The 22,533-nt window shown below is 65.1% G+C and carries 20 protein-coding genes; 9 read left to right on the top strand and 11 right to left on the bottom strand.

Annotated features, from left to right (window positions below):
- Window positions 1-95: 95 nt before the first annotated feature.
- The 3 genes from argF to GR167_RS15165 form a co-directional block, all read right to left on the bottom strand.
- Window positions 96-1,022: an ornithine carbamoyltransferase gene (gene argF, locus GR167_RS15175; RefSeq protein ID WP_160974568.1), complete on the bottom strand. Its 927-nt coding sequence runs from the start codon at window positions 1,020-1,022 to the stop codon at window positions 96-98.
- Between the two features lie 101 nt (window positions 1,023-1,123).
- Window positions 1,124-2,293, bottom strand: coding sequence for an aspartate aminotransferase family protein (locus GR167_RS15170; protein WP_160974567.1), 1,170 nt, complete (start codon window positions 2,291-2,293; stop codon window positions 1,124-1,126).
- A gap of 266 nt (window positions 2,294-2,559) precedes the next feature.
- Window positions 2,560-3,345, bottom strand: a complete 786-nt coding sequence (locus GR167_RS15165; protein ID WP_160974728.1) for an ABC transporter permease — start codon at window positions 3,343-3,345, stop codon at window positions 2,560-2,562.
- Window positions 3,346-3,493: 148 nt separating this feature from the next.
- On the opposite strand from GR167_RS15165, the gene GR167_RS15160 reads away from it, so the two are divergent.
- A complete protein-coding gene (locus GR167_RS15160; RefSeq protein ID WP_160974566.1) occupies window positions 3,494-4,075 on the top strand; it encodes a GcrA family cell cycle regulator in 582 nt (193 codons plus the stop codon).
- Window positions 4,076-4,153: 78 nt separating this feature from the next.
- Here the strand turns inward: GR167_RS15160 and GR167_RS15155 are convergent, their stop codons facing one another.
- From GR167_RS15155 to hrpB, 3 genes are all read right to left on the bottom strand, one after another.
- On the bottom strand, window positions 4,154-5,635 hold the full coding sequence (locus GR167_RS15155) for an inorganic phosphate transporter (protein WP_160974565.1): 1,482 nt from the start codon (window positions 5,633-5,635) through the stop codon (window positions 4,154-4,156).
- An 87-nt stretch (window positions 5,636-5,722) separates the two neighbouring features.
- Window positions 5,723-6,181 carry an NUDIX hydrolase gene (locus GR167_RS15150; RefSeq protein ID WP_160974564.1) on the bottom strand — a complete coding sequence of 153 codons (459 nt, stop codon included), beginning with the start codon at window positions 6,179-6,181 and terminating at the stop codon, window positions 5,723-5,725.
- Window positions 6,182-6,293: 112 nt separating this feature from the next.
- Entirely contained in the window at window positions 6,294-8,741 is a 2,448-nt protein-coding gene (hrpB, locus tag GR167_RS15145) for an ATP-dependent helicase HrpB (protein ID WP_160974563.1), read from the bottom strand.
- A gap of 191 nt (window positions 8,742-8,932) precedes the next feature.
- Here hrpB and meaB point away from each other — a divergent pair, with 191 nt between their 5' ends.
- The 5 genes from meaB to GR167_RS15120 all read left to right on the top strand — a co-directional run bounded on the left by meaB (window position 8,933) and on the right by GR167_RS15120 (window position 13,366).
- Entirely contained in the window at window positions 8,933-9,919 is a 987-nt protein-coding gene (gene meaB, locus GR167_RS15140; RefSeq protein ID WP_160974562.1) for a methylmalonyl Co-A mutase-associated GTPase MeaB, read from the top strand.
- Window positions 9,920-10,094: 175 nt separating this feature from the next.
- Entirely contained in the window at window positions 10,095-11,978 is a 1,884-nt protein-coding gene (locus tag GR167_RS15135; protein ID WP_160974561.1) for an ABC transporter ATP-binding protein, read from the top strand.
- A gap of 94 nt (window positions 11,979-12,072) precedes the next feature.
- Entirely contained in the window at window positions 12,073-12,360 is a 288-nt protein-coding gene (gene rpmB / locus GR167_RS15130; RefSeq protein ID WP_160974560.1) for a 50S ribosomal protein L28, read from the top strand.
- 105 nt (window positions 12,361-12,465) lie between these two features.
- The gene (locus tag GR167_RS15125) at window positions 12,466-12,816 is read left to right on the top strand and encodes a hypothetical protein (RefSeq protein ID WP_160974559.1); all 351 of its coding nucleotides are present in this window, start codon (window positions 12,466-12,468) and stop codon (window positions 12,814-12,816) included.
- A gap of 49 nt (window positions 12,817-12,865) precedes the next feature.
- A complete protein-coding gene (locus tag GR167_RS15120; protein ID WP_160974558.1) occupies window positions 12,866-13,366 on the top strand; it encodes a copper chaperone PCu(A)C in 501 nt (166 codons plus the stop codon).
- Between the two features lie 67 nt (window positions 13,367-13,433).
- Here GR167_RS15120 and GR167_RS15115 read toward each other — a convergent pair whose 3' ends face one another.
- On the bottom strand, window positions 13,434-14,126 hold the full coding sequence (locus GR167_RS15115) for an NAD-dependent deacylase (RefSeq protein WP_160974557.1): 693 nt from the start codon (window positions 14,124-14,126) through the stop codon (window positions 13,434-13,436).
- A gap of 43 nt (window positions 14,127-14,169) precedes the next feature.
- Here GR167_RS15115 and GR167_RS15110 point away from each other — a divergent pair, with 43 nt between their 5' ends.
- Entirely contained in the window at window positions 14,170-14,604 is a 435-nt protein-coding gene (locus tag GR167_RS15110) for a low molecular weight protein-tyrosine-phosphatase (protein ID WP_160974556.1), read from the top strand.
- A gap of 54 nt (window positions 14,605-14,658) precedes the next feature.
- On the opposite strand, the gene GR167_RS15105 is transcribed toward GR167_RS15110, so the two are convergent.
- Window positions 14,659-15,522 carry a branched-chain amino acid aminotransferase gene (locus GR167_RS15105; RefSeq protein ID WP_160974555.1) on the bottom strand — a complete coding sequence of 288 codons (864 nt, stop codon included), beginning with the start codon at window positions 15,520-15,522 and terminating at the stop codon, window positions 14,659-14,661.
- A gap of 183 nt (window positions 15,523-15,705) precedes the next feature.
- Between GR167_RS15105 and GR167_RS15100 the strand changes: the two genes are divergently transcribed.
- Entirely contained in the window at window positions 15,706-16,281 is a 576-nt protein-coding gene (locus tag GR167_RS15100) for a L,D-transpeptidase (RefSeq protein ID WP_160974554.1), read from the top strand.
- A 123-nt stretch (window positions 16,282-16,404) separates the two neighbouring features.
- On the opposite strand, the gene trpS is transcribed toward GR167_RS15100, so the two are convergent.
- Entirely contained in the window at window positions 16,405-17,451 is a 1,047-nt protein-coding gene (trpS, locus tag GR167_RS15095; RefSeq protein WP_160974553.1) for a tryptophan--tRNA ligase, read from the bottom strand.
- Window positions 17,452-17,525: 74 nt separating this feature from the next.
- Between trpS and GR167_RS15090 the strand changes: the two genes are divergently transcribed.
- Complete coding sequence (locus GR167_RS15090; RefSeq protein ID WP_160974552.1) at window positions 17,526-18,209, top strand: rhomboid family intramembrane serine protease; 684 nt, start codon at window positions 17,526-17,528, stop codon at window positions 18,207-18,209.
- Between the two features lie 3 nt (window positions 18,210-18,212).
- Here GR167_RS15090 and murJ read toward each other — a convergent pair whose 3' ends face one another.
- Both murJ and GR167_RS15080 read right to left on the bottom strand, forming a co-directional pair.
- Complete coding sequence (gene murJ, locus GR167_RS15085) at window positions 18,213-19,769, bottom strand: murein biosynthesis integral membrane protein MurJ (protein ID WP_160974551.1); 1,557 nt, start codon at window positions 19,767-19,769, stop codon at window positions 18,213-18,215.
- On the bottom strand, window positions 19,766-22,531 hold the full coding sequence (locus GR167_RS15080) for a [protein-PII] uridylyltransferase (protein ID WP_160974550.1): 2,766 nt from the start codon (window positions 22,529-22,531) through the stop codon (window positions 19,766-19,768). Before GR167_RS15080 ends, murJ begins: the two co-directional genes overlap by 4 nt.
- Window positions 22,532-22,533: the final 2 nt, after the last annotated feature.

The following is a 22,533-nucleotide window of genomic DNA, read 5'->3' as shown; positions in this document are numbered from 1 at the left end:
GGGCAAGCGGTTGTGGCAGGCATAAACTGCCATGCTCAAGCGGTGCGCAGCGCCATCCCGCGGACTGGCGCTGGCCCGGCTTCGCGTTTCGTCCCTCAGACCCCGAGGCACCAGCGCATGACGGCCTTTTGCGCGTGCAGCCGGTTTTCCGCCTCGTCGAAGATCACCGAATGTGGCCCGTCCATCACCGCGCTGGTCGCTTCGTCGTCGCGATGCGCGGGCAGGCAGTGCATGAACAAGGCGTCGGGCTTGGCGTGGCTCATCAGCTCTTCGTTGACCTGATAGGGCCGCAGCTGGTTGTGGCGACGTTCGCGGGCCGATTGCGGATCGTGCATGCTGACCCAGGTATCGGTCACCACCAGATCGGCGCCTTTTACGGCGGCGACGGGATCGCGCACGATATCGACCTTCGATCCCTTGGCGCGGGCTTCCTCGACGAACACCATTTCGGGATCGAGCGGCGGCGGGCCCGAGAAGGTCAGGTCGAAGCCGAACTGGCCTGCGGCATGGGCGAAGGAGGCGAAGACGTTGTTGCCGTCGCCGCACCACACCACCTTCTTGCCCGCGATCGGCCCGCGATGTTCCTCGAAGGTCTGGATATCGGCCATGATCTGGCACGGATGGGTGCGGTCGGTCAGACCGTTGATCACCGGCACGGAGGCGTATTCGGCCATTTCCTGCAGGGTCTGTTCCTCGAAGGTGCGGATCATGATCAGGTCGACATAGCGCGACAGCACCCGCGCGGTATCGGCGATGGTTTCACCGTGCCCCAGCTGCATGTCGGCGCCCGACAGCACCATGGTCTGGCCGCCCATCTGGCGCACGCCCACGTCGAAGCTGACCCGGGTCCGGGTCGAGGGTTTTTCGAAGATCAAGGCGACCATCCGGCCATCGAGCGGCTGTTCATCGTCGGGGGCGCCTTTCGGGCGGCCGTTGCGGGCGGTTTTCATCGCCTTGGCGCTGTCGATCATCGACCGCAGGTCTTCGGGGCTGGTGGTGTTGATATCGAGAAAATGGGTCATCGTTTTGTCTTTCGTCGGAGTGGGGGAGGGGGCGCTGCCCCCGCCGTTGAAAATCGGAGATTTTCAACGACTCCCCCGGGATATTTTTGAACAGAAGAAGATCAGGCCAAGCTTTGCGCCGCCTTGTCGAGACGGGCGAGCGCCTCGTCGATTTCTTCGTCGCTAAGGTTGAGCGGCGGCAGCAGGCGGATCACGTTATCGGCGGCCGGAACGGTGATCACCAGGTTGTCGTAACCGGCATTGACCACGTCCATGTTGGTGACCTTGCATTTCAGCCCCAGCATCAGCCCAGATCCGCGCACGCATTCGAAGACGGACGGATGCGCGGCGACCAGCCCTTCGAGCTTCTGCCGGAACAACCCGGCGCGGGCGCGCACGGAATCGAGGAAATCGGCGTCGGAGACGATATCCATCACCGCGGCCCCCACGGCGCAGGCCAGCGGGTTGCCGCCATAGGTCGACCCGTGGGTGCCCGCGGTCATGCCGCTGGCGGCGTCCTCGGTGGCCAGCACGGCGCCGAGCGGGAAGCCGCCGCCGATGCCCTTGGCGACCATCATGATGTCCGGCGTGATGCCGGCCCATTCATGGGCGAACAGCTTGCCGGTCCGGCCCATGCCGCATTGCACCTCGTCGAGGATCAGCAGGATGTCGTTGGCGTCGCAGAGTGCGCGGATCGCCTTCAGGTCGGCATCGGGCAGCGGGCGGATGCCGCCTTCGCCCTGCACCGGTTCGATCAGGATCGCGCCCACCGTGTCGGTGATCGCGGCCTCGAGCGCGTCGCGGTCGTTCCAGGGCAGGTGGACGAAGCCGGGCAGGATCGGGCCGAAGCCCTTGATCATCTTTTCCGATCCGGCGGCGGCGATCCCGGCCGAGGAACGGCCGTGGAACGAGCCCTCGAAGGTGATGATGTCGGTCTTGTCCGGCTGGCCTTTGTCGTACCAGTATTTGCGCGCCATCTTGACCGCCAATTCGCAGGCCTCGGTGCCCGAATTGGTGAAGAAGACGGTGTCGGCGAAGGTGGCGTCGACCAGCTTGTCGGCCAGGGCCTGCTGCTGCGGGATGTTGTAGAGGTTCGACACGTGCCACAGCTTGCCCGCCTGTTCGGTCAGCGCCTGCACCAGCGCGGGATGGGCGTGCCCCAGGGCGTTCACCGCGATCCCGGCGCCGAGGTCGAGAAAACGTCGGCCATCCGCCTCGATCAGCCAGGAGCCTTCGCCCTTCACGAAGGAAAGCGGCGCGCGGGAATAGGTCGGCAGGACAGACGGGATCATGGTATCATCCTTGTTCCATAGGAGGCCCCGAGGTTGCATCACGGGGACCGGGTGTCAACAATTTTGGGGTGGGTCGCCGCGATTGCGGCGGTTCAAAAGCGTGCGGGACGTCAGGCGCGGCTGCGTCGGCGTCGAATCTCGGCGATATGGGCACGTTTGAACATGTTTGTGGCAATAGCCGCTTGCGCCGCGCGAGGAAAGTGAAAAACGCGCGGGGCGGGTATGGTTGTGTCGAAAACGCCACTAGGGGGCGTCGGGCGCGGAGATCAGTTCTTCAGCCGGTATCCGGTGCGGAACATGTTCCAGGCCAGGGCGCTGACCGCCAGGGTGGTGCAGATGGACACCGACAGCGCCAGCCAGGGCGAGCTGTCCGACACGCCCAGCACGCCGAAACGCACCCCGTCGATCAGGTAGAAGACCGGGTTGAAATGGGTCAGTTCGCGGATCACCGGCGGCAGGGCGCTGACCGAATAGAAGGTGCCCGACAGGAAGGCCAAGGGCGTGACGATGAAATTGGTGATCGCCGCCATCTGATCGAACTTGTTGGCATAGATGCCCGCCGCCATGCCGATGGCCCCCATCAGCGCCGATCCCAGCACCACGAAGGTCAGTGCCCAGGCCGGGTGCTGCGGCACGATGCCGAGGAACAGGACCAACCCGATGCTGATCGCGATGGCCACCAGCACGCCGCGCGCCACGCCCCCCGACAGGTAGCCGAGCACCAGTTCCAGCGGCGACAGCGGCGGCATCAGCGTGTCGACGATATTGCCCTGCACCTTGGAAATCACCAGCGACGACGAGGTGTTGGCGAAGGCGTTCTGGATCACCGTCATGGTCAGGATGCCCGGCGCGATGAAGGTGGCGAAGGGCACGCCCATCACCTCGCCCCGGGCCTTGCCGATGGCGATCGAGAAGATCATCAGGAACAGAGCCGCCGTCATCAGCGGCGCCAGCAACGTCTGGGTCCAGACCGCCAGGAAGCGCTGAATTTCGCGGCCCGACAGCGTGTAGAGACCCAGCCAGTTGACGCGCCCGAAACGCCGTGTGCCCATTTCCATGCCCGAATTCCCCCCGGCGGTGCCGTGTCAGATCTGATTCGATGCCTTGTAACTCAGGCGTTGATGATTAGAATAGGGGCTGATCTCGAATTTTGAGGGCGGTCCGCGTTTGGGGGGCCGCTTTTTAGCTAAGGAAACCGGCATGTCCTGGACCGACGAACGCGTCGAACTGTTGAAGAAAATGTGGGGCGAAGGGCAATCGGCCAGCCAGATCGCCAAGGAGCTGGGCGGGGTGACCCGCAACGCGGTGATCGGCAAGGTGCATCGTCTGGGCCTGTCGAACCGGTCCAGCGGCGCTGCGGCGCCGGATGCGGCCAAGACCGAGGCCAAGGCGAAACCCGCCGCCAAGCCCAAGGCCGAAGCCAAGGCGAAACCCGCCAAGCCCGCGGTCGAACCCGCCGCCGCCCCGGCCGCTGCCGCGCGCCCGGCGCCGACGCCCGCGCGCAAGGCGATCATTCCCGCCGGTCAGCCGCTGCCGCCGCAGCCCTCGGCCAATGAAATCAGCCCCGAGGCCTTGGCCAAGGTGAACGAGGTCGAGAAGAAGGCGAAGAAGCTGACCCTGCTGGAACTGACCGAGCGCACCTGCAAATGGCCGGTGGGCGATCCCGCGACCGACGATTTCTGGTTCTGCGGCCTGCCGGTGCAGCCGGGCAAACCCTATTGCGAAGCGCATGTCGGCGTGGCGTTCCAGCCGATGTCGTCGCGCCGCGACCGCCGCCGCTGAGCGCCGGTCCTTTCGGACAAACGAAAACCCCGCAGTTTCCTGCGGGGTTTTTCTTTGTCTTGCGATGTCCTGCCCGGGTCAGCTGGTGACCGATTGCAGCAGGAAATAGATCAGCCCCGACATCAGCGCGGCGGCGGGCACGGTGATGACCCAGGCGGCGACGATGGTCATGAAATGCGATCTGCGCACCAGCTTGCGGCGGCGGCGTTCCTCGGGCGCCAGAATCTTGCCCGAGCGCGCCTTGGCGTTGTTTTCCCGGTAGCGCCGCTCGGTGTGCCATTCGCGGAAGAAGCCGACGCCGAACACGCCGCCGACGGCGATATGGGTGGAACTGACCGGCAGGCCCAGCCAGCTGGCCACGATCACGGTGATCGCGGCGGCCAGCGACACGCAATAGGCGCGCATCGGGTTCAGCTTGGTGATCTGGCTGCCGACCATGCGGATCAGCTTGGGGCCGAACAGGAACAGGCCGAAGGAAATCCCGAAGGCGCCGATGATCATGACCCAAGTGGGAATGGCGACCTTGGAGGCGATATCGCCGACCTGGGTGACATGGACGATCGCGGCCAGCGGGCCGACCGCGTTGGCGACGTCATTGGCGCCATGGGCGAAGGACAGCAGCGCCGCCGACAGAACCAGCGGCAGGCCGAACAGCACCTTCAGCGACTTGTTGCGGTTTTCCAGCCCTTCCGACTGGCGGCGGATCAGCGGTTTCGACACCAGGTACAGCACCACGCCAACCACCAGACCGATGAGGACCGAGGTGGTCAGGTCGATCTTGATGACGTGTTTCAGACCCTTCAGCGCCAGGTAGGCGGCAAAGGCCGCCGCCATGATGCCGATCAGCACCGGGACCCAGCGGCGGGCGGCGGCGATCTTGTCGTCCTGATAGATGATGCGGGATTTGATGAAGGCCAGGAACAGCGCCGCGATCAGGCCGCCCAGGACCGGCGAAATCACCCAGCTGGCGGCGATCTTGCCCATGGTCATCCAGTTGACCGAACTCAGCCCCGCCGCCGCGATCCCTGCGCCCATGACGCCGCCGACCACCGAATGGGTGGTCGAAACCGGGGCGCCGACCCAGGTCGCCAGGTTGACCCACAGCGCCGAGGACACCAAGGCGGCCATCATCGCCAGCACGAAGATGTGGGGTTCTGACATGCCGGCGGGATCGATGATGCCCTTGGCGATGGTCGACACCACGTCGCCCCCCGCCAGCAGCGCACCGGCGCTTTCGCACAGCGCCGCGATGACGATCGCGCCGCCCATGGTCAGGGCGTTTGCGCCGACCGCCGGGCCCATGTTGTTGGCGACGTCATTGGCGCCGATATTCAGCGCCATGTAGGCGCCGAAGATCGCGGCGGCCACCACCGTCAGGGTGCCCGCGCCCGCGCCGAAGAACATCGCCGCGAGCAACCCCGCCAGGACGATGAAGGCCAGCGCGATCCCCGGCGCGACCAGCGGGCGCGACACGTATTGCGCCGCGTATTCCAGTTGCGAAATCCGCCCCAGATCCTTGTCGAGCGTTTTCCATTGTTTGCCAGTATTCGGGTCGGTCATCGTCTTCTCCAGCGACTGTCGGGGGAGGCCCTAGTCGCGGGACGGCCGTCAATCAAGGAAAATTGTCACAAAACCGACGCAAAACCGTTACAAAGACTGCAGCAGCCTTTTCAGATCCCGTTCCCAGACCCGCCTGGCGGCCTCGGCCGGGGTGACCCATTCGCGGGTCCGCTCATGGGCTTCGGGGAAGTCATCGGCAAGCTTGCCGACCTCGACCAGATACACCTCGGCCTCGACCTGGGTGATATGGCCGTCATCGTGTAGCTTGTCGTAGTGATAGGTCCCGATCGGGTCTTTCGACACTTTGCCGGCTTTGACCCCGGCCTCTTCCCAGGCTTCCTGCAGCGCGGCCTCGGCATTGGTTTTCTTGCGCATCGGCCAGCCCTTGGGGATGATCCAGCGGCCGGTCCCGCGAGAGGTGACCAGCAGCACCTGCTTCTCGCCATCGATGTCGCGCACGCAAAGGGCCGCCACCTGCTCGGCAGGCGGGCGCAGGGCCAGGCGGCTGGCCAAGCTGGGCCAGACCTTGTTGATGCGTTTACTCATCTAAAAAATACTGCTCAAATGGATCGCGCCGATCCGTGATGCCTGTTCTAGCGGCCTTGTATAACGGTTTTTTGACGCAATCGCAAAAAGAATGCAGCGCGCCGCCGTGCGCTCAGCGGCGCGGTTTGGCGCGCAGGGTCGGGTCGGCCTGGGTCGGGTCCTCGGGCCAGGGGTGTTTGGGGTAGCGCCCGCGCATGTCCTTGCGCACATCGGCGTAGGACGAGGCCCAGAAGCCGGGAATATCCGTGGTGGTCTGCACCGGCCGCCCGGCGGGCGACAGCAGGGTCACGCGCAGCGGCGTGCGCCCGACCCTCGGGTGGGTCGTCTGGCCGAACATTTCCTGCAGGCGCAGGCTGATTTCCGGGGTCTCGCCGGAATAATCGATCGGGATCTGCCGCCCCAAGGGGGTGGTGAAATGCGCCGGTGCCGCCCGGTCGAGCGCCTGCATCTGGTCCCAGTCCAGCATCGCCCGCAGGGGATTGAGGATATCGAACTTCTTCCAGTCCTCGGCGGTCTTCACCCCGCCCAGATGCGGCAGCAGCCAGTCCTCCAAGCTTTCCATCAGCGCGGCGTCGGACATGTCGGGCAGGCCGTTCTGGTCGTCGCGCACCAGCATGACGCGGGCGATGAAGCGTTTCGCGGCGGGCGAGGGCACCAGCCCCAGGTCGCGCACCCCGTCCAGCATGGCGCGCGCGATGGCCTCGGGCGGCGCGTCCTTCCAGATCCGGTCGTCCAGCACCAGTGCGCCGAAGCGTTCCTGCCGGCGCGCGATCACCCTTCGGTCGCGTTTCGACCAGTCGCAATTATCGACCCATCCGATCTGATCGGCGAACAGGCCGCGCAGTTCCGCCTCGTTGATCTGGATCGCTTGCCTGACCTTGGCTTCACGCGGGTTGCCGTCGGTGTCGGTCACCACGATCAGCCGGGTCGCGGCCATGGGATCGTGATCGTCCATCACCGCCCCCTTGCCGCCCGACAGCACATAACGCGCGGCATCGCCCTTGCGGCGCAGCCCGACCCGGTCGGGATAGGCAAGTGCTGCCATTTCGGCGTCGCTCATCCCGCCCGTGCGGGCGGGCTTCGCCTGCCGCGCCAGCCGCTTGGCCTCGGCCTTGATCCGCTCCACCGCGCCGCGATTGGCTTGGTGCGGATGGCGGTCGGCATAGCCGCGCAGGTCGCGCAGGGCCGATAGGCGCAGCGACAGGTCCACCGGGGCCGACCGCGCCAGCGGATCGCGGTCGGCCAGCAGCGCCGCCAACAGCGCCGCATCAGGCCCGGCGACGGCCAGCATATGCGCCAGCCGGGGATGCAGCGGTAGTGCGGCCAAAGCGCGGCCGTGATCGGTGATCAGGTTGCCCTTGTCGAGCGCGCCCAGCATCCGCAGCAACGCCTGCGCCTCGGCATAGGCGCCGGGATTGGGCGGGGTCAGCAGCGCCAGGTCATTCGGCTGCGCCCCCCACAACGCCAGTTCCAGCGCCAGGCCCGACAGGTCGGCGGTCTCGATCTCGGCCGGGGCGAAGGGTTGCAATCCGCCTTCTTCGCCCTTGGTCCAGAGCCGGTAACAGCGCCCCTCGGCCACCCGGCCGGCGCGGCCGGTCCGTTGGGTGGCTTCGGCCTTCGTCACCTTTTCCGTCACCAGCCGCGCCATGCCCGATCCTGGATCGAAGCGCGCACGGCGTGCGCGGCCGGCATCGACCACCACGCGCACGTCCTGAATGGTCAGCGAGGTTTCGGCGATCGAGGTGGCCAGCACCACCTTGCGCCCGGTCTTGGCCGGTTCGATGGCGGCGCGCTGTTTGGCAAACTCCATCGCGCCGAACAGCGGATGCACGGTGCAATCGGGCGGCAGGCGGTCCTTCAGCAGCGCCTCGGTGCGGCGGATTTCACCTTCGCCGGGCAGGAAGACCAAGACGCCGCCGTCCGTTTCCGAGACAGCCTGTTCCACAAGGCTGGCGAGGGCCGGTTCCAGCCGGGTTTTCGGCGGCAGCGGGCGGTCGAGCCAGCGGATGTCGACCGGATAGGCGCGGCCTTCGGAGGTGATGACGGGCACGTTGCCCATGAGCCGTGCCACCGGTTCGGCGTCGAGCGTCGCCGACATCGCCACAAGGATCAGGTCGTCGCGCAGCGCCTCGGCGATTTCCAGGCACAGCGCGAGGCCCAGGTCCGCGTTCAGCGAGCGTTCGTGGAATTCGTCGAAGATCACCGCGCCGATGCCGGACAGTTCCGGGTCGGACTGGATCATCCGGGTCAGGATGCCTTCGGTGACGACCTCGATCTTGGTGGATTTGGAGACCTTCGCCTCGCCCCGCACGCGGTAGCCGACGGTCTGCCCTGCCGCTTCGTCCAGCGTCTGCGCCATCCGTTCGGCGGCGGCGCGGGCGGCCAAGCGGCGCGGTTCCAGCATCAATATGCGGCCCTGCGTCAGCCCGGCGTCAAGCATCGCAAGCGGCACCACCGTGGTTTTCCCCGCGCCGGGCGGCGCCTGCAGCACCGCGCGCGAATGTGTACGCAGCGCGCTCAGCAGGTCGGGCAGGGCGGAATGGATCGGCAGGGTGGTCATGTCCCGCTTATCCGCCAAGCGGCAAGCGGGGTAAAGGGAGTGGCGCGCGCAGCGATGCTTTCCGCGATGGCCTAGCCGGGCCTGCGGGGAAACGGAGCGGGCGGGACCGGCATCCCGGTTCGTTCGCAGGCTGCGTCTGGACAAGGGGGGCTTAGGCAGGGCAAGAATGCCCCGGATCAATGGGGGTCTTCATGGATATCGCAAAGCTCAGTGACAAGATCGTGACCGGCGACCGCCGCGCCCTGGCCCGCGCCATCACCCTAGTGGAAAGCAGCCGCGCCGATCACCGCGAACAGGCCGCCGAGCTGATCGAGACGCTGAGCCGCAAAACCGATGCCAAGGCGATCCGCATCGGGTTGTCGGGCACGCCCGGCGTGGGCAAATCGACCTTCATCGAAAGCTTCGGCAAGATGCTGACGGCCAAGGGGCTGAAGGTGGCGGTGCTGGCGGTCGATCCCAGCTCGGCGCGATCCGGCGGGTCGATCCTGGGCGACAAGACGCGGATGGAACTGCTGAGCCGCGATCCCAACGCCTTCATCCGGCCCTCGCCCAGCGGGTCGCATCTGGGCGGCGTGGCGCGACGGTCGCGCGAAGCGGTGGCTTTGTGCGAAGCGGCCGGGTTCGACGTGATCCTGATCGAAACCGTGGGGGTGGGGCAATCCGAAACCGTGGTGGCGGAAATGTCGGACCTGTTCGTGCTGCTGCTGGCGCCGGCGGGAGGCGACGAATTGCAAGGCGTCAAGCGCGGCATCATGGAAATCGCCGACATCATCCTGGTCAACAAGGCCGATGGCGATCTGAAGCCAGTGGCGATCCGCACCTGCGCCGATTACGCCGGTGCGCTCCGGCTACTACGCAAGCGGGCCTATGATCCGCAGGATTTCCCCAAGGCGATGACGGTGTCGGCGTTGCAGCAGGACGGGCTGGAAAAGGCCTGGGGCGAAATGATGGCTCTGAACGACTGGCGCCGCGAGAACGGGCATTTCGACAGCCGCCGTGCGGCGCAGGCGCAGTTCTGGTTCGAGGAAGAGGTCAAGCAGGCGCTGCTGGCGCAATTGCAGACCGGCACCGCGCGCGACGCGCTGGCGCGGATCGGCGCGGATGTCGCCGAGGGGCGGGCGACCCCGACCAAGGCGGCGGCACAATTGTTACGAGAACTTCATGGAACTCCTGCGTGACAAACGCGATCTTCTGCGTTAACACGGCTTCATCCACTGACGGAGGGCTTAAGATGTATCACGGGATTTCACTCACCTTTTCGTAAGGTAACCGATCCCGTGTGGCCGGTTGCCGATAAACCGACCCGCGTCTCAGCCCAGAATTTTCCAGAAATTTGCACCTTTGGTGACCGTCATGTTCCGATTCTTCGAAAACCTCATCGACCCCTTTGCGCCGTTTGACGAAACGACGCCGCCGAAAACGCTTTGGGCCTACCTGAAAACCCAATACGGGCCGTTCCGCAAATGGATGGCGGTGATGGCGCTGTCCGGCATCGTCGTGGCGCTGATCGAAACCGGGCTGATCTTCTATTCCGGCCGGATCATCGACCTGCTGTCGGCGAACACGTCTGACACGCTGTTCGCCAATCACGGCCGCGAATTGCTGCTGGCGGGGATCTTCATCGTCACGCTGCGGCCGCTGTTCATCATGCTGCAGCACCTGTTTTTGGAACAGATGCTGGCGGGCAATATGCAAGAACAGGTGCGCTGGCGGGCGCACAAGCATCTGCTGGGCCAGTCGGCGTCGTTTTTCCAGAACGATTTCGCCGGGCGGCTGACCAACCGGGTGATGCAGCTGGGCGCGGCGGTGGAAGACGCCACCTATATGGTGTTCGAAGGCATCTGGTACGCGCTGACCTATGTGATCAGCGCCGCGCTGATCCTGTCGAGCGTCGATCCCCTGCTGGCGCTGCCGCTGTTGGCTTGGGTGGCGCTGTACGTGCTTTATGTCCGCTATATAGCGGTGCGTGTTGCGGTGGCGTCTGAAAAATGGTCCGGGGCGCGGTCGATGGTCACCGCGCGGGTGGTCGATGCCTATACCAATATCGAAACGGTGAAGCTGTTCGCCGATGCGGGCACCGAGGAAAGCTATGTCCTGTCGGCGATGAAGCGGCTGCGGCTGCGCTTCCAGCGTTTCCTGCGGCTGATGACGGAACTGAGCTTCGGGCTCAACGTGGTCAACGGGGTGCTGATCCTGGGCATGATGACCCCGGCGATCTGGCTGTGGTCGCGCGGCACGGTGACGGTGGGCGAAGTGGCGGCGGCCTCGGCCCTGACGATCCGGCTCAACGGCATGTCGGGCTGGATCATGTGGGTGACGGTGCGGCTGTTCGAACATGCCGGCGTCATCCGCGAAGGGCTGCAATCGGTATCGGTGCCGCATGAGGTGACCGACGCGCCGGGTGCGCCGAAGCTGCAGGTCACCGATGCACGGATCGAGTTCAAGGACATCAGCCACCATTACGGCAAGGGCAAGGGCGGGCTGGATCATATCAGCCTGACCGTCGAGCCGGGGCAGAAGGTGGGGCTGGTGGGCCGGTCCGGCGCGGGCAAGTCGAGCCTGGTCAACCTGCTGTTGCGGTTTCACGATCCCGAAAGCGGCCGGGTCCTGATCGACGGGCAGGATATCCGTGACGTCACCCAGGTGTCGCTACGCCGGGAAATCGGCATGGTCAGCCAGGACAATTCTCTGCTGCACCGGTCGATTCGGGGCAATATCCTCTATGGCCGCTCGGATGCGACCGAGGACCAGATGATCGAGGCCGCCAAGCAGGCCGAGGCGCATGAGTTCATCCAGACGCTGGCCGATCCCAAGGGGCGCACCGGCTATAACGCTCATGTCGGCGAACGCGGGGTGAAGCTGTCTGGCGGCCAGCGCCAGCGCATCACCATCGCCCGGGTGATCCTGAAGGACGCGCCGATCCTGGTGCTGGACGAAGCCACCAGCGCGCTCGACAGCGAGGTCGAGGCGGCGATCCAGCAGACATTGTTCGGGCTGATGCAGGGCAAGACGGTGATCGCCATCGCGCACCGGCTGTCGACCATCGCGCAGATGGACCGGATCGTGGTAATGGACAAGGGCCGGGTGATCGAGGATGGCAGCCATGCCGACCTGCTGGCGCGGGGCGGCGTCTATGCCGGGTTGTGGGACCGCCAGTCGGGTGGTTTCCTGGGCGATGACGAAGAGACGGGCAAAGAACCGGCCTTGGGCCTTGACGTGCCTGCCGATTCCGCCTAATGACCCCGAACGGAATTCAGGACGCCGCCATGCGTGGCGTCCGTTTATGTTGTAGGGGTCAGATGCGCCCCGCTGATGAGACGAGGATAAACCCATGTCGCGTGTCTGCGAACTGACCGGAAAAGGCCCGATGTCTGGCAACAATGTCAGCCACGCCAAAAACAGAACCAAGCGTCGCTTCCTGCCCAACCTGAACGACGTCACCCTGCAGTCGGAAACCCTGGGCCGTGGCTTCAAGCTGCGGATCTCGGCCGCCGCTCTGCGTTCGGTGGATCACCGTGGCGGGCTGGACGCGTTCCTGGCGAAAGCCAAGGACGTCGAACTGTCGGCCAACGCTCTGAAGATCAAGAAAGACATCGCCAAGGCGCAAGCTTCGGCCTGATCTTCCCCTGATTTCAGGAATTTGTGCAGCCCTGCCGGTGTCCGGCGGGGCTGTTTCCTTTTGTCGCTTCCCCTTTGAGCGCTGCGGATTTATACACGGTTTCGCATGAAATTCGCGCTGCGTTCATATCTCGCCATTGTCCTGGCGCTGATGCTGACCCTGACGGGGCAGTCGATGGCCGTTGCGCGCGGCATGCCCAATGCCGAAGGTGAAATCGTTCTGTGTACCGGCACCGGTCCCATTTCGGTGCTGGTGGACAAGGACGGTCAGCCCGTCGGCCCGCCGCATATCTGCCCCGATTTCGCCCTGTCGATCTTCGCGTTTCACGAGGAACCGCCGGTCCTTTTCATGCGTCCCTCGGGGCGGGTGGTCACCTTGCGAATCGATACCGGGCGCGCGGGCGCCGCTGGCGGCACCGTTCCGGGGATTGCCCGCGGACCGCCGATTCTTTTCTGACACTCCAAAAACCAATCCAAATCACACAGTCAGAAAAGAGGACCGACAAATGTCGTTCAAAACCACCGTATTCGCCGCCGTCGCGGCCGCCGCTTTCGCCCTTCCCGCCTTCGCCGAAGGCATCATGGTCGAAGACCCCTATGCCCGCGCATCCTCGATGATGTCGAACTCGGGCGCCGCCTTCATGATGATCCACAACCACACCGGCCAGGACGACCACCTGGTCTCGGCCAGCTCGGACGTGGCCCAGCGTGTCGAACTGCACACCCATATGGAAGACGCCAACGGCGTGATGAAGATGGTGCATGTCGAGGAAGGTTTCGACCTGCCCAAGGACGGCATGATCGCCATGCAGCGCGGCGGCAAGCACGTGATGTTCCTGGGCCTGAACCACGCTCTGGTGCAGGGTGAAATGGTCAACGTGACCCTGACTTTTGAGAAGGCCGGCGACGTCACCGTCGAAGTGCCGGTCGACCTGGAGCGCAAGCCGGCTCATGGCATGATGAACATGGATCACAGCAAGATGAAAATGGGCCAGCCGTCGAACTGAGCCTTGCCGGTCTGCGGACCGGTTTCGCAAAATCCAGCAGCCGGGCCTTGGCCCGGCTGTTTTCGTTTCAGCCCAGCAGCAGGTTTTCGACCCATTGCGGCACCACCTCGGTCGCCTTGCCGAAATGGAATTCCGAGAAATCGGAGATTACCGAGGAGGGGGCAAGGTTCAGTTCCACCGTATGGGCGCCGTGGCGGTCGGCGTCCTGCACGAAGGCGGCGGCTGGGTACACTTCGCCCGAGGTGCCGATGGCGGCGAACAGATCGGCTTCGCGCAGGTGGTTCCAGATGGCGCTCATGTGATAGGGCATTTCGCCGAACCAGACGATATCGGGCCGGGTGGCCGGGGTGCCGCAGGACGGGCAGGGATCGCCGGGCTGCATCGCCTCGGGCGCGTCCCAGCGGTGTTCGCAGGCGGCGCACAGCGCGCCGGACAATTGCCCGTGCATGTGGATCACGGCCTTCGACCCGGCCGCTTCGTGCAGCCCGTCGACATTCTGCGTCACGATCACCACCTCGGCGGGGTGCTCCGCTTCCAGCCGCGCCAGCGCCTCATGCGCGGCATTGGGGTGCGCGCGGGCGGCCTGCGCCCGGCGCGCGTTGTAAAAGGCATGCACCAGCCCCGGGTCGCGCGCGAAGCCTTCGGGCGTCGCCACGTCCTCGATCCGGTGCTGCGCCCACAGCCCGCCTTCGTCGCGGAAGGTGCCCAGCCCGCTTTCGGCGGAAATGCCCGCCCCGGTGAGAATAACGATCTTTTTCATCACGCCTCCTTGCCCTAGACACTGTGCCGTGAAGGAGCATGCCATGACCAGCCGTATCTTGTTCGTCTGCCTTGGAAACATCTGCCGCTCGCCCGCCGCCGAGGGGGTGATGCGGGCGCTGGCGCCCGATCTGGCGCTCGACAGCGCCGGGACATCGGATTGGCACCGGGGTGAACCGCCCTATGGCCCGATGCAGGAGGCCGCCAGCGCGCGGCAGGTGGACCTGTCGGACCTGCGGGCGCGGCAATTCTCGGCGGCTGATTTCGGCCGGTTCGACCTGATCCTGGCGATGGACCGCGATAACCTGGCCGATATCGAACGGCTGCGCCCGGCGGGCAGCGACACGCCGGTGCGCTTGTTCGCGGAATATGCCGATGCGGGGGTCAGCGACGTGCCCGATCCCTATTACACCCGCGATTTCGACGGGGTGCTGGACCTGATCGAGGCGGCGGCGCGGGGGCTGCTGGACGAGCTCTAGCGCGCCGTCCGCTCAAGCCGGGCTAAGGCCCGGCTTGAGCGTTGTTCGCGGGTCTCAGGCGGCCGAATGCGCCCAGTCCCAGTAGAGTTCGCGCGCGCGCTTGGCCACCGGGCCGAGGTCGTAGCGTTTGTCGTCGAAGGCCGAAACCGGGGTCACCTTGTTCATGTTGCCCGACAGGAACACTTCGTCCGCGGCTTCGAAATCCTCGAAGGTCAGCACGGTTTCATGCACGGTATACCCGTCCGCGCGCAGGTTCTTGATATGGCGCGCGCGGGTGATGCCGGACAGGAAGGTGCCGTTGGCGATCGGGGTGAACACTTCGCCGTCGCGTACCATGAACACGTTGGCGGTGGCGCTTTCGGCGACATTGCCCATCGCGTCGGCGACCAGCGCGTTGCCGAAGCCCTTCGATTTCGCCTCGGCGATCATCCGGGCGTTGTTGGGATAGAGGCAACCGGCCTTGGCGTTGCAGACCGCGTTTTCCAGCACCGGACGGCGGAACCGGGTGCGGGTCAGCGTGGTGGCGGCGTCGGCGGGCGCCATCGGTACCGCTTCGAGCGAAATGGCGAACCCGGTTTCTCCGGCTTCCGGCATGATGCCGGTGCTGTCGCCGTGGATCGCCCAATACATCGGGCGGATATAGACGGCATCGCCCTTGTCGAAGCCGCGCAGGCCTTCATGCACCATCTCGACCATGTCCTCGGTGCTGACGGTCGGTTCGATCATCAGCGCCGCGGCGGAACGGTTCACCCGGGCGCAATGGGCGTCGAGATCGGGGGTCAGCCCGTCGACGAAACGCGCCCCGTCGAACACGGTGCTGCCCAGCCATGCGCCATGGTCGGCGGCGTTCATCACCGGGTAGTCGCCCTGGTGCCAGGTGCCTTTGAAATAGGTGCGGATCGAGTTGCTCAGTGCCATGGTATTCTCCTTCGTGGCGCAGCCTAGGGGGCAGGTCCGGGAAGGTCCATACCGTAGAACGACGGGACCGCAACCGCGCGACAAACGGCAGCAGGGTGATCGCGCAGTCACACCGCATTGTGATTTGCGAATGTGTGAATTTTAAGCCTATCTGACGCCGAAACGAGCGAGCAGGGGACAGTCATGAAAACGACGATCACACGGCGGTCGGTTCTGGCGACGGGACTGGCCGGTCTTGCCAGCCCGGTCTGGGCCACCGAAGCGATAGAAACGGCCGACCCGGCCGTCGAAATGGTGCGCCACAACGTATCGAGCTTCAAGCGCGTCGACTGGCGCGATCATTTCGACGATCTGGGCGTCGGCGTGATCGTTGCCGACACGGATTCGCGGGCGGTGCATTTCTGGAACGCCGATGAATCGATCTACCGGATCTATCCCAGCTCGGTCCCGCTGAGCGAAGACCTGACCCGGCTGGGCTATACCGAGGTGGTGCGCAAGGTGGCCGGGCCGACCTGGACGCCGACGCCGTCGATGCGCGAACGCGACCCGTCGCTGCCCAAGATGATCCCGGCCGGGCCGAAGAACCCGCTGGGCACCCATGCGCTGTATCTCAGCTGGCAGTATTACCGCATCCACGGCACCCATGACACGCGCAAGATCGGGCGCAAGTCCTCGGATGGCTGTATCGGGCTTTACAACGAAATGATCGCCGAGCTGTACGGCATGGTGAAGGTCGGCACCCGGGTGCGGCTGATCTGAGCCTTTTCCGGCCGTGGGGGAAGGGGGCTGTCTGCCCCCTCTGCGTTGAAAACCCTGCGGATTTTCAACGCATTCACCCCCGAGGATATTTTCGAACAGAAGAAGCCCCGGGGGTGGGAAGGATCACGAGCGGATCATGCCTGCGATGTCGTAGGTTTTCTGCAGGATCGGCGTGGCGATGTTGCGGGCGCGGTCGGAACCGCGGCGCAGGATGTTGTCGATCTCGCCCTGGTCCTGCATCAGCCGCGACATTTCCGTCGAGATCGGCGCCAGCTTGGCCACCGCCAGATCGGCGAGCGACGGCTTGAACGTGCCGAATTGCTGACCGGCATGTTCGGCGATCACCTGTTCCGGGGTCAGATCGGCCAGTGCGGCGTAGATATTGACCAGGTTGCGCGCCTCGGGGCGGTCTTCCAGCCCTTCGATGCTGTCGGGCAGCGGTTCGGGGTCGGTCTTGGCCTTGCGGATCTTCTTGGCGATGGCGTCGGCATCGTCGGTCAGGTTGATCCGGCTCATGTCCGACGGATCGGATTTCGACATCTTCTTGGTGCCGTCGCGGAACGACATCACGCGGGTCGCCGCGCCCTCGATCACCGGTTCGGTGATGGGGAAGAAATCGACGCCGTAATCATGGTTGAACTTGATCGCGATGTCGCGGGTCAGTTCGAGGTGCTGTTTCTGATCCTCGCCCACCGGCACATGGGTGGCGTGATAGACCAGGATGTCGGCCGCCATCAGCGCCGGGTAGGCGAACAGGCCCAGCGACGCGTTCTGCGCGTTCTTGCCCGCCTTGTCCTTGAACTGGGTCATCCGCTGCATCCAGCCCATCCGGGCGACGCAGTTGAAGATCCAGGCCATCTGGGTGTGTTCGGGCACCTGGCTTTGGTTGAACAGGATCGATTTTTCCGGGTCGACGCCGGCGGCGATGAAGCCCGCGCAGAGTTCGCGGGTGGCGCGGGCCAGGTCGGCGGGGTCTTGCCAGACGGTGATGGCGTGCAGGTCGACCATGCAATAGATCGACTCGATTCCCTTGTTCTGGGCGTCGGCGAAGCGCTTGAGCGCGCCGAGATAGTTGCCCAGGTGCAGGTTGCCTGTGGGCTGGATGCCCGAGAAGACGCGCGGGGTGAAACCGGCGTTCGGGTTGGATTGCGTTTGGACCGCATCCGACATGGCGAGATCTCCGTCTGGATTTATCAGTGCGGCTGGCTTACCCATGCCCAAATGCCCCGTCAAGGAGAGGCCCGATGAGCAGCAACAATATCAGCCCCGTGAACCCCCTGCCGCCCGTTGTGGTGGCGCTGTTCCTGATGATCGTCGGGATCGAGGCGGTGTTCAGCCTGGGCGCGCGCGGCATCCTGGGCGGCGCCGATGCGGTGGGCTGGCGGCTGGAAGCGGTGCAGCGCTATGCGTTTTCCGCCGAGATCTTCGACTGGATGCGCTCGAACGGGCGCTGGCCGGCCGAACATGTGATCCGCTTCCTGTCCTATGCCTTCATCCATGTCAGTTTCATGCAGGCGGTGTTTGCCGGGGTGATGGTGCTGGCGCTTGGCAAGATGGTGGGCGAGGTGTTCAGCCAGTTTGCCGTTCTGGCGGTGTTCGTGCTGTCGGCGGTGATCGGGGCGCTGGCCTATGGTCTGCTGGTGGACTCGCGGGTGCCGCTGATCGGGGCGTTTCCGGGCGCTTACGGGTTGATCGGGGCCTTCACCTATCTGTTGTGGCTGCGGCTGGGGCAGCTGGGGGAACAGCAGGCGCGGGCGTTTTCGCTGATCGGCTTCCTGATGGGAATCCAGTTGGTCTTCGGGCTGTTGTTCGGCAGCCAGCCGGACTGGATCGCCGATATCGGCGGCTTCGTGACGGGCTTTGCGATGTCGGTCTTTGTCAGCCCGGGTGGCTGGCGGCGCATGCGTGACCGGATGCGCCACCGCTGAGGATCACGCACTGCCGCCCCGGCGCATGGCGCGTTTGAATTCGCCCAGCCGGAAGGCGCCGATCAGGTGGCCGATGGCGAAATAGCTGACCATGCCGAGGGCGACCAGGGCGGCCAGCGCGGCGTAGCGGACGCCGCCCATGCCGAGATAGGGATCGAGCACCGTCATCCCCGCCCACAGCACCGCACCCATCGCCAGCGAGGCGGTGATGATGCGCAGGATGCGGGCATGGAACCGCGTGTCGAACCGCGCCACGTCGCCAAAGCGGCGCGCGCCGATCGACAGCAGCACCACCATCGCCCAGCCCGCCACCGTGGTGGCGATGGCCGAGGCCAGCCAGCCGATGGCGAAGGCTAGTCCGACCGCCACGCCCGCGTTGATCACCATGGCGACCACGGCGAAATAGAACGGGGTGCGGGTGTCTTCGCGCGCGAAATAGAGCGGCTGCAGGAATTTCTGCATCACGAAGGCGGGCAGGCCCAGCCCGTAGATCGCCACCGCCTGGGCGATGGCGGCGCTGTCATTGGCGGTGGCCTTGCCGCGTTCGAACAGCACCGACACCAGCGGCAGCGGGATCACGATCAGCGCCACGGCGGCGGGGATGGTCAGAGCCAGCGAAATCTCGGCGGCGCGGCTCAGCGCGTCGCGCGATCCGGCTTCGTCGTTTTCCTTCAGCCGCCGCGACAGGTCGGGCAGCAGCACGATGCCGATGGCGATGCCCACGACGCCCAGCGGCAGCTGGTACAGCCGGTCGGCGGTATAGAGCCAGCCCACCGCGCGGTCGAAGTAGCTTGCCACCTGCTGACCGACCAGCAGGTTGACCTGCACCACGCCGCCCGCCAGTGCGGCGGGTACCGCGACCCGCACCAGCCGGCGCATGTCGGGCGACCAGCGCGGCCGCATCGGGATCAGGATGAACCCGGCCCGCTTGGCAGCGATCCAGACCAGCACCATCTGCGCCACCCCGGCCACCGGGATGGTCCAGGCCAGCGCCCAGGAAATATCCCACCCGGCCACGACCGCCAGCGTCATCGCGCCGATCATCAGCATGTTCAGCAGCACGGGTGCTGCGGCAGCGGCGGCAAACCGGCCATGGGCGTTCAGCACCCCCGACAGCAGCGCGGCCAGCGATATGAACAGGATGTAGGGGAAGGCGATTCGCCCGAACGCCACCGCCAGGCCGAACTGGTCCTGCCCGGCAAAGCCCGAGGCCAGCGCGAAGATCAGCCAGGGCATGGTCAGCTGTGCCAGCAGCGTCAGCAGGATCAGGATTGAGGCCAGCCCGGCAAAGGCCTGGCTGGCGAAGACATCGGCATCCTGTTCGCCTTCGCCCGCAAGCCGCTTGGAATATTGCGGGATGAAGGCCATGTTGAACGCCCCTTCGGCAAAGAAGCGGCGGAACATGTTGGGCAGGCGGAAGGCCACGACATAGGCTTCGTAAGCCGGGCCGGTGCCGAGGTAATTCAGGATCATCGCGTCGCGGACAAACCCCAGAACCCGGCTGGCCATGGTCCACATGCCCACGGTCAGGAAACCGGCGACGAGCCGGATCGGCTTCACGATATGGCCCTTTCGGCGCCTTTTTCGATGGCGGCGCGCAGTTTCTTCTCAAGCGTCTTGCAGCGCGGTTCGGAATGGAATTTCAGCCCGAACATGTCCTTGACGTAGAAACTGTCCACCACCTGTTCGCCATAGGTCGCGATCACTGCGCTGGCGATATAGACGTTGTTGGCCGCCAGGGTCCTTGTCAGGTCGAACAGCAGGCCGGGCCGGTCGCGGGTATCGACCTCGATGATGGTGTAGATATCCGATCCCTCGTTGTCGAAGGTGATCGAGGTCGGCACCTTGAAGGCGCGTTCGCGTTTCTTGATCTTGTCGCGGGCAAGCATCGCCTCGGATGTCTTGATTTCGCCCAACAGCGTCTTGTGGATCATCTGGGTCAGGCGCGGCAGGCGCGATTCCTCATACGGGTGCCCGTCGGCATCCTGAATCCAGAACACCGCGGTGGCGTAGCCGTCCTTCGACGTATAGGTGCGCGCGTCGACAACGTTGGCGCCGACCAGCGCCAGCGCACCGGCGAGGCGCGAAAAGATGCCCGGATGGTCGACCAGCGCGAAACAGGCGCGGGTGGCGTCGCGGTCTTCGTCCGGGTGCAGGTCGATGCGGACCTCCGTATCGGGGATGTCGCGCAGCAGGTTGGCGAAGACGACGTGGGTGTTGGTATCCAGCCCCTGCCAGTAGGGCGGGTAATGGCGCCCGGTTTCGGCCCGCAGCGCCGCCGGGTCCCAGCCATCCAGCGCCTCGCGCAACAGCTTGCGCGCCTCGGTGCCGCGGGTCTTGCGGTTGAGTTCCTCAAGCCCGTGTTCCAGCGCCACCGTGGTGTCGCGGTGCAGCTGGCGCAGCAGCACGGCCTTCCAGTTGTTCCAGGTGTTGGGGCCGACGCCGCGAATGTCGCAGACGGTCAGCACCGTCAGCAGGTCGAGCCGCTTGCGTGTCTCCACCGCCTTGGCGAAATCGCGCAGGGTGCGGGGGTCGGAAATGTCGCGTTTCTGCGCCGTGTCCGACATCAGCAGGTGATAGCGCACCAGCCATTCCACCGTTTCGCATTCCGCCTTGTTCAGCCCCAGCCGGGGCGCGACCTTGCGCGAGATCCGGGCGCCCAGCACCGAATGGTCCTCGTCCCGGCCCTTGCCGATATCGTGCAGCAGCAGCGCGACGTAGAGAACCTTGCGGTTCACCCCTTCCTTCAGGATGCGGCTGGCCAGCGGCAGCGATTCCACCAGGTCGCCATGTTCGATTTCCGACAGGGTGCGGATGCATTGGATCGTGTGTTCGTCCACCGTGTAGGAGTGGTACATGTTGAACTGCATCATCGCCACGATCGGTTCGAACTCGGGGATGAATGCGGCCAGGACGCCCAGTTCGTTCATCCGCCGCAGCCCGCGTTCCGGGTTGCCGTGTTTCAGCATCAGGTCGAGGAAGATGCGCCGCGCTTCCTTGTCATTGCGCATGTCGTCATCGATCAGGTCCAGGTTGGCCTTGACCAGCCGCATCGCGTCGGGATGGATCAGCATGCCGGTACGCAACCCTTCCTCGAACACCCGCAGAAGGTTCAGCTTGTCGGCCAGGAACGCCTCTTCGTCCTCGACCGCCAGACGGCCGTGGACCACCCTGTAGCCCGCCTTGACCCGCGGCGTGCGGCGGAAAATCCGTTCCAGCAGCGGTTCGCTTTTGACATGCATCGATTCCAGCTTGGTCAGGAAGATGCGGGTCAGGTCGCCGGTTTCGGTGGCGTGGCGGAAATAATCCTGCATGAAATGTTCGACCGCGCGGCGTCCGCCCTTGTCCTCGTATCCCATGCGATCGGCGACTTCGACCTGCAGGTCGAAGGTCAGCTGGTCCGAGGCGCGGTTGGTCAGCAGGTGCAGATGGCAGCGTACCGCCCAGAGGAAATCCTCGGCGGACATGAAGGTTTCGAATTCCTCCTGGGTGAAGACATCGAGCTTCACCAGGTCCTCGACCTTCTGCACGCCGTGCAGGTATTTCGCGATCCAGAACAGCGATTGCAGGTCGCGCAGCCCGCCCTTGCCTTCCTTCACGTTGGGTTCGACCACATAGCGCTGGCCGCCCTGGCGTTCATGGCGCTGATCGCGTTCGGCCAGCTTGGCCTCGATGAATTCCGGCGCGGTGTTGCGGAACAGGTCCGAGGACAGCCGCTCGGCCAGTTCCTTGGCCAATTTTTCGTCGCCCGCCAGGAACCGGTGTTCCAAAAGCGCGGTGCGGATGGTGAAATCCTCGCGCCCCAGCTTCAGGCAGTCGCGCACCGTGCGCGAGGCATGGCCGACCTTCAGCCGCAGGTCCCACAGCAGATAGAGCATGCTTTCGATCACCTTCTCGGCCCAGGAGGTGATCTTGGTGGGGGTCAGGAACAGAAGGTCGACATCCGAATAGGGCGCCATTTCGCCGCGCCCGTAGCCGCCGACCGCGACCAGGCTCAGCCGGTCTTCTTCGCCGCCTTCGGGATGCGGGTGCATGTACCGGGTCGCCACCTCCAGCGCGGTGATGACGATGCAATCGGTCAGCCAGGTATAGGCGCGGGTGGTGGGGCGGGCGGCGAAGGGATCGGCGGCGAAGGCCTCGGCGATCTTTGCCATGCCGGCCTTGCGCGCCTCCATCAGCACTGGCACCACGGCGGCGCGCAGCGTGGCCTCATCGCCGTCGGCGGCCGCGGCCGCCTCGATGCGCTGGCGGACGGATTGGATATCGAAGATGGAATCGGCCGGACAGATCAGGCTGTCCGGCGCAGTGGGAAAGTTGGGCATTT

This window comes from Thalassovita mangrovi (assembly GCF_009857745.1).
Classification (GTDB): Bacteria; Pseudomonadota; Alphaproteobacteria; order Rhodobacterales; family Rhodobacteraceae; genus Thalassobius; species Thalassobius mangrovi.
Note: the sequence above shows the minus strand (reverse complement) of the source record. Positions and strands in the feature narration are given on the sequence as shown.

Excerpts from the sequence above, each read along its gene's own strand:
- argF (WP_160974568.1), bottom strand. The coding sequence starts at position 1,022 with ATGACCCATTTTCTCGATATCAACACCACCAGCCCCGAAGACCTGCGG.
- GR167_RS15160 (WP_160974566.1), top strand. The coding sequence starts at position 3,494 with ATGTCCTGGACCGACGAACGCGTCGAACTGTTGAAGAAAATGTGGGGC.
- GR167_RS15110 (WP_160974556.1), top strand. The coding sequence starts at position 14,170 with ATGACCAGCCGTATCTTGTTCGTCTGCCTTGGAAACATCTGCCGCTCG.
- GR167_RS15165 (WP_160974728.1), bottom strand. The coding sequence starts at position 3,345 with ATGGGCACACGGCGTTTCGGGCGCGTCAACTGGCTGGGTCTCTACACG.
- GR167_RS15170 (WP_160974567.1), bottom strand. The coding sequence starts at position 2,293 with ATGATCCCGTCTGTCCTGCCGACCTATTCCCGCGCGCCGCTTTCCTTC.
- GR167_RS15105 (WP_160974555.1), bottom strand. The coding sequence starts at position 15,522 with ATGGCACTGAGCAACTCGATCCGCACCTATTTCAAAGGCACCTGGCAC.
- GR167_RS15090 (WP_160974552.1), top strand. The coding sequence starts at position 17,526 with ATGAGCAGCAACAATATCAGCCCCGTGAACCCCCTGCCGCCCGTTGTG.
- GR167_RS15150 (WP_160974564.1), bottom strand. The coding sequence starts at position 6,181 with ATGAGTAAACGCATCAACAAGGTCTGGCCCAGCTTGGCCAGCCGCCTG.
- GR167_RS15155 (WP_160974565.1), bottom strand. The coding sequence starts at position 5,635 with ATGACCGACCCGAATACTGGCAAACAATGGAAAACGCTCGACAAGGAT.
- trpS (WP_160974553.1), bottom strand. The coding sequence starts at position 17,451 with ATGTCGGATGCGGTCCAAACGCAATCCAACCCGAACGCCGGTTTCACC.
- GR167_RS15135 (WP_160974561.1), top strand. The coding sequence starts at position 10,095 with ATGTTCCGATTCTTCGAAAACCTCATCGACCCCTTTGCGCCGTTTGAC.
- GR167_RS15125 (WP_160974559.1), top strand. The coding sequence starts at position 12,466 with ATGAAATTCGCGCTGCGTTCATATCTCGCCATTGTCCTGGCGCTGATG.
- rpmB (WP_160974560.1), top strand. The coding sequence starts at position 12,073 with ATGTCGCGTGTCTGCGAACTGACCGGAAAAGGCCCGATGTCTGGCAAC.
- meaB (WP_160974562.1), top strand. The coding sequence starts at position 8,933 with ATGGATATCGCAAAGCTCAGTGACAAGATCGTGACCGGCGACCGCCGC.
- GR167_RS15100 (WP_160974554.1), top strand. The coding sequence starts at position 15,706 with ATGAAAACGACGATCACACGGCGGTCGGTTCTGGCGACGGGACTGGCC.
- GR167_RS15080 (WP_160974550.1), bottom strand. The coding sequence starts at position 22,531 with ATGCCCAACTTTCCCACTGCGCCGGACAGCCTGATCTGTCCGGCCGAT.
- hrpB (WP_160974563.1), bottom strand. The coding sequence starts at position 8,741 with ATGACCACCCTGCCGATCCATTCCGCCCTGCCCGACCTGCTGAGCGCG.
- GR167_RS15120 (WP_160974558.1), top strand. The coding sequence starts at position 12,866 with ATGTCGTTCAAAACCACCGTATTCGCCGCCGTCGCGGCCGCCGCTTTC.
- GR167_RS15115 (WP_160974557.1), bottom strand. The coding sequence starts at position 14,126 with ATGAAAAAGATCGTTATTCTCACCGGGGCGGGCATTTCCGCCGAAAGC.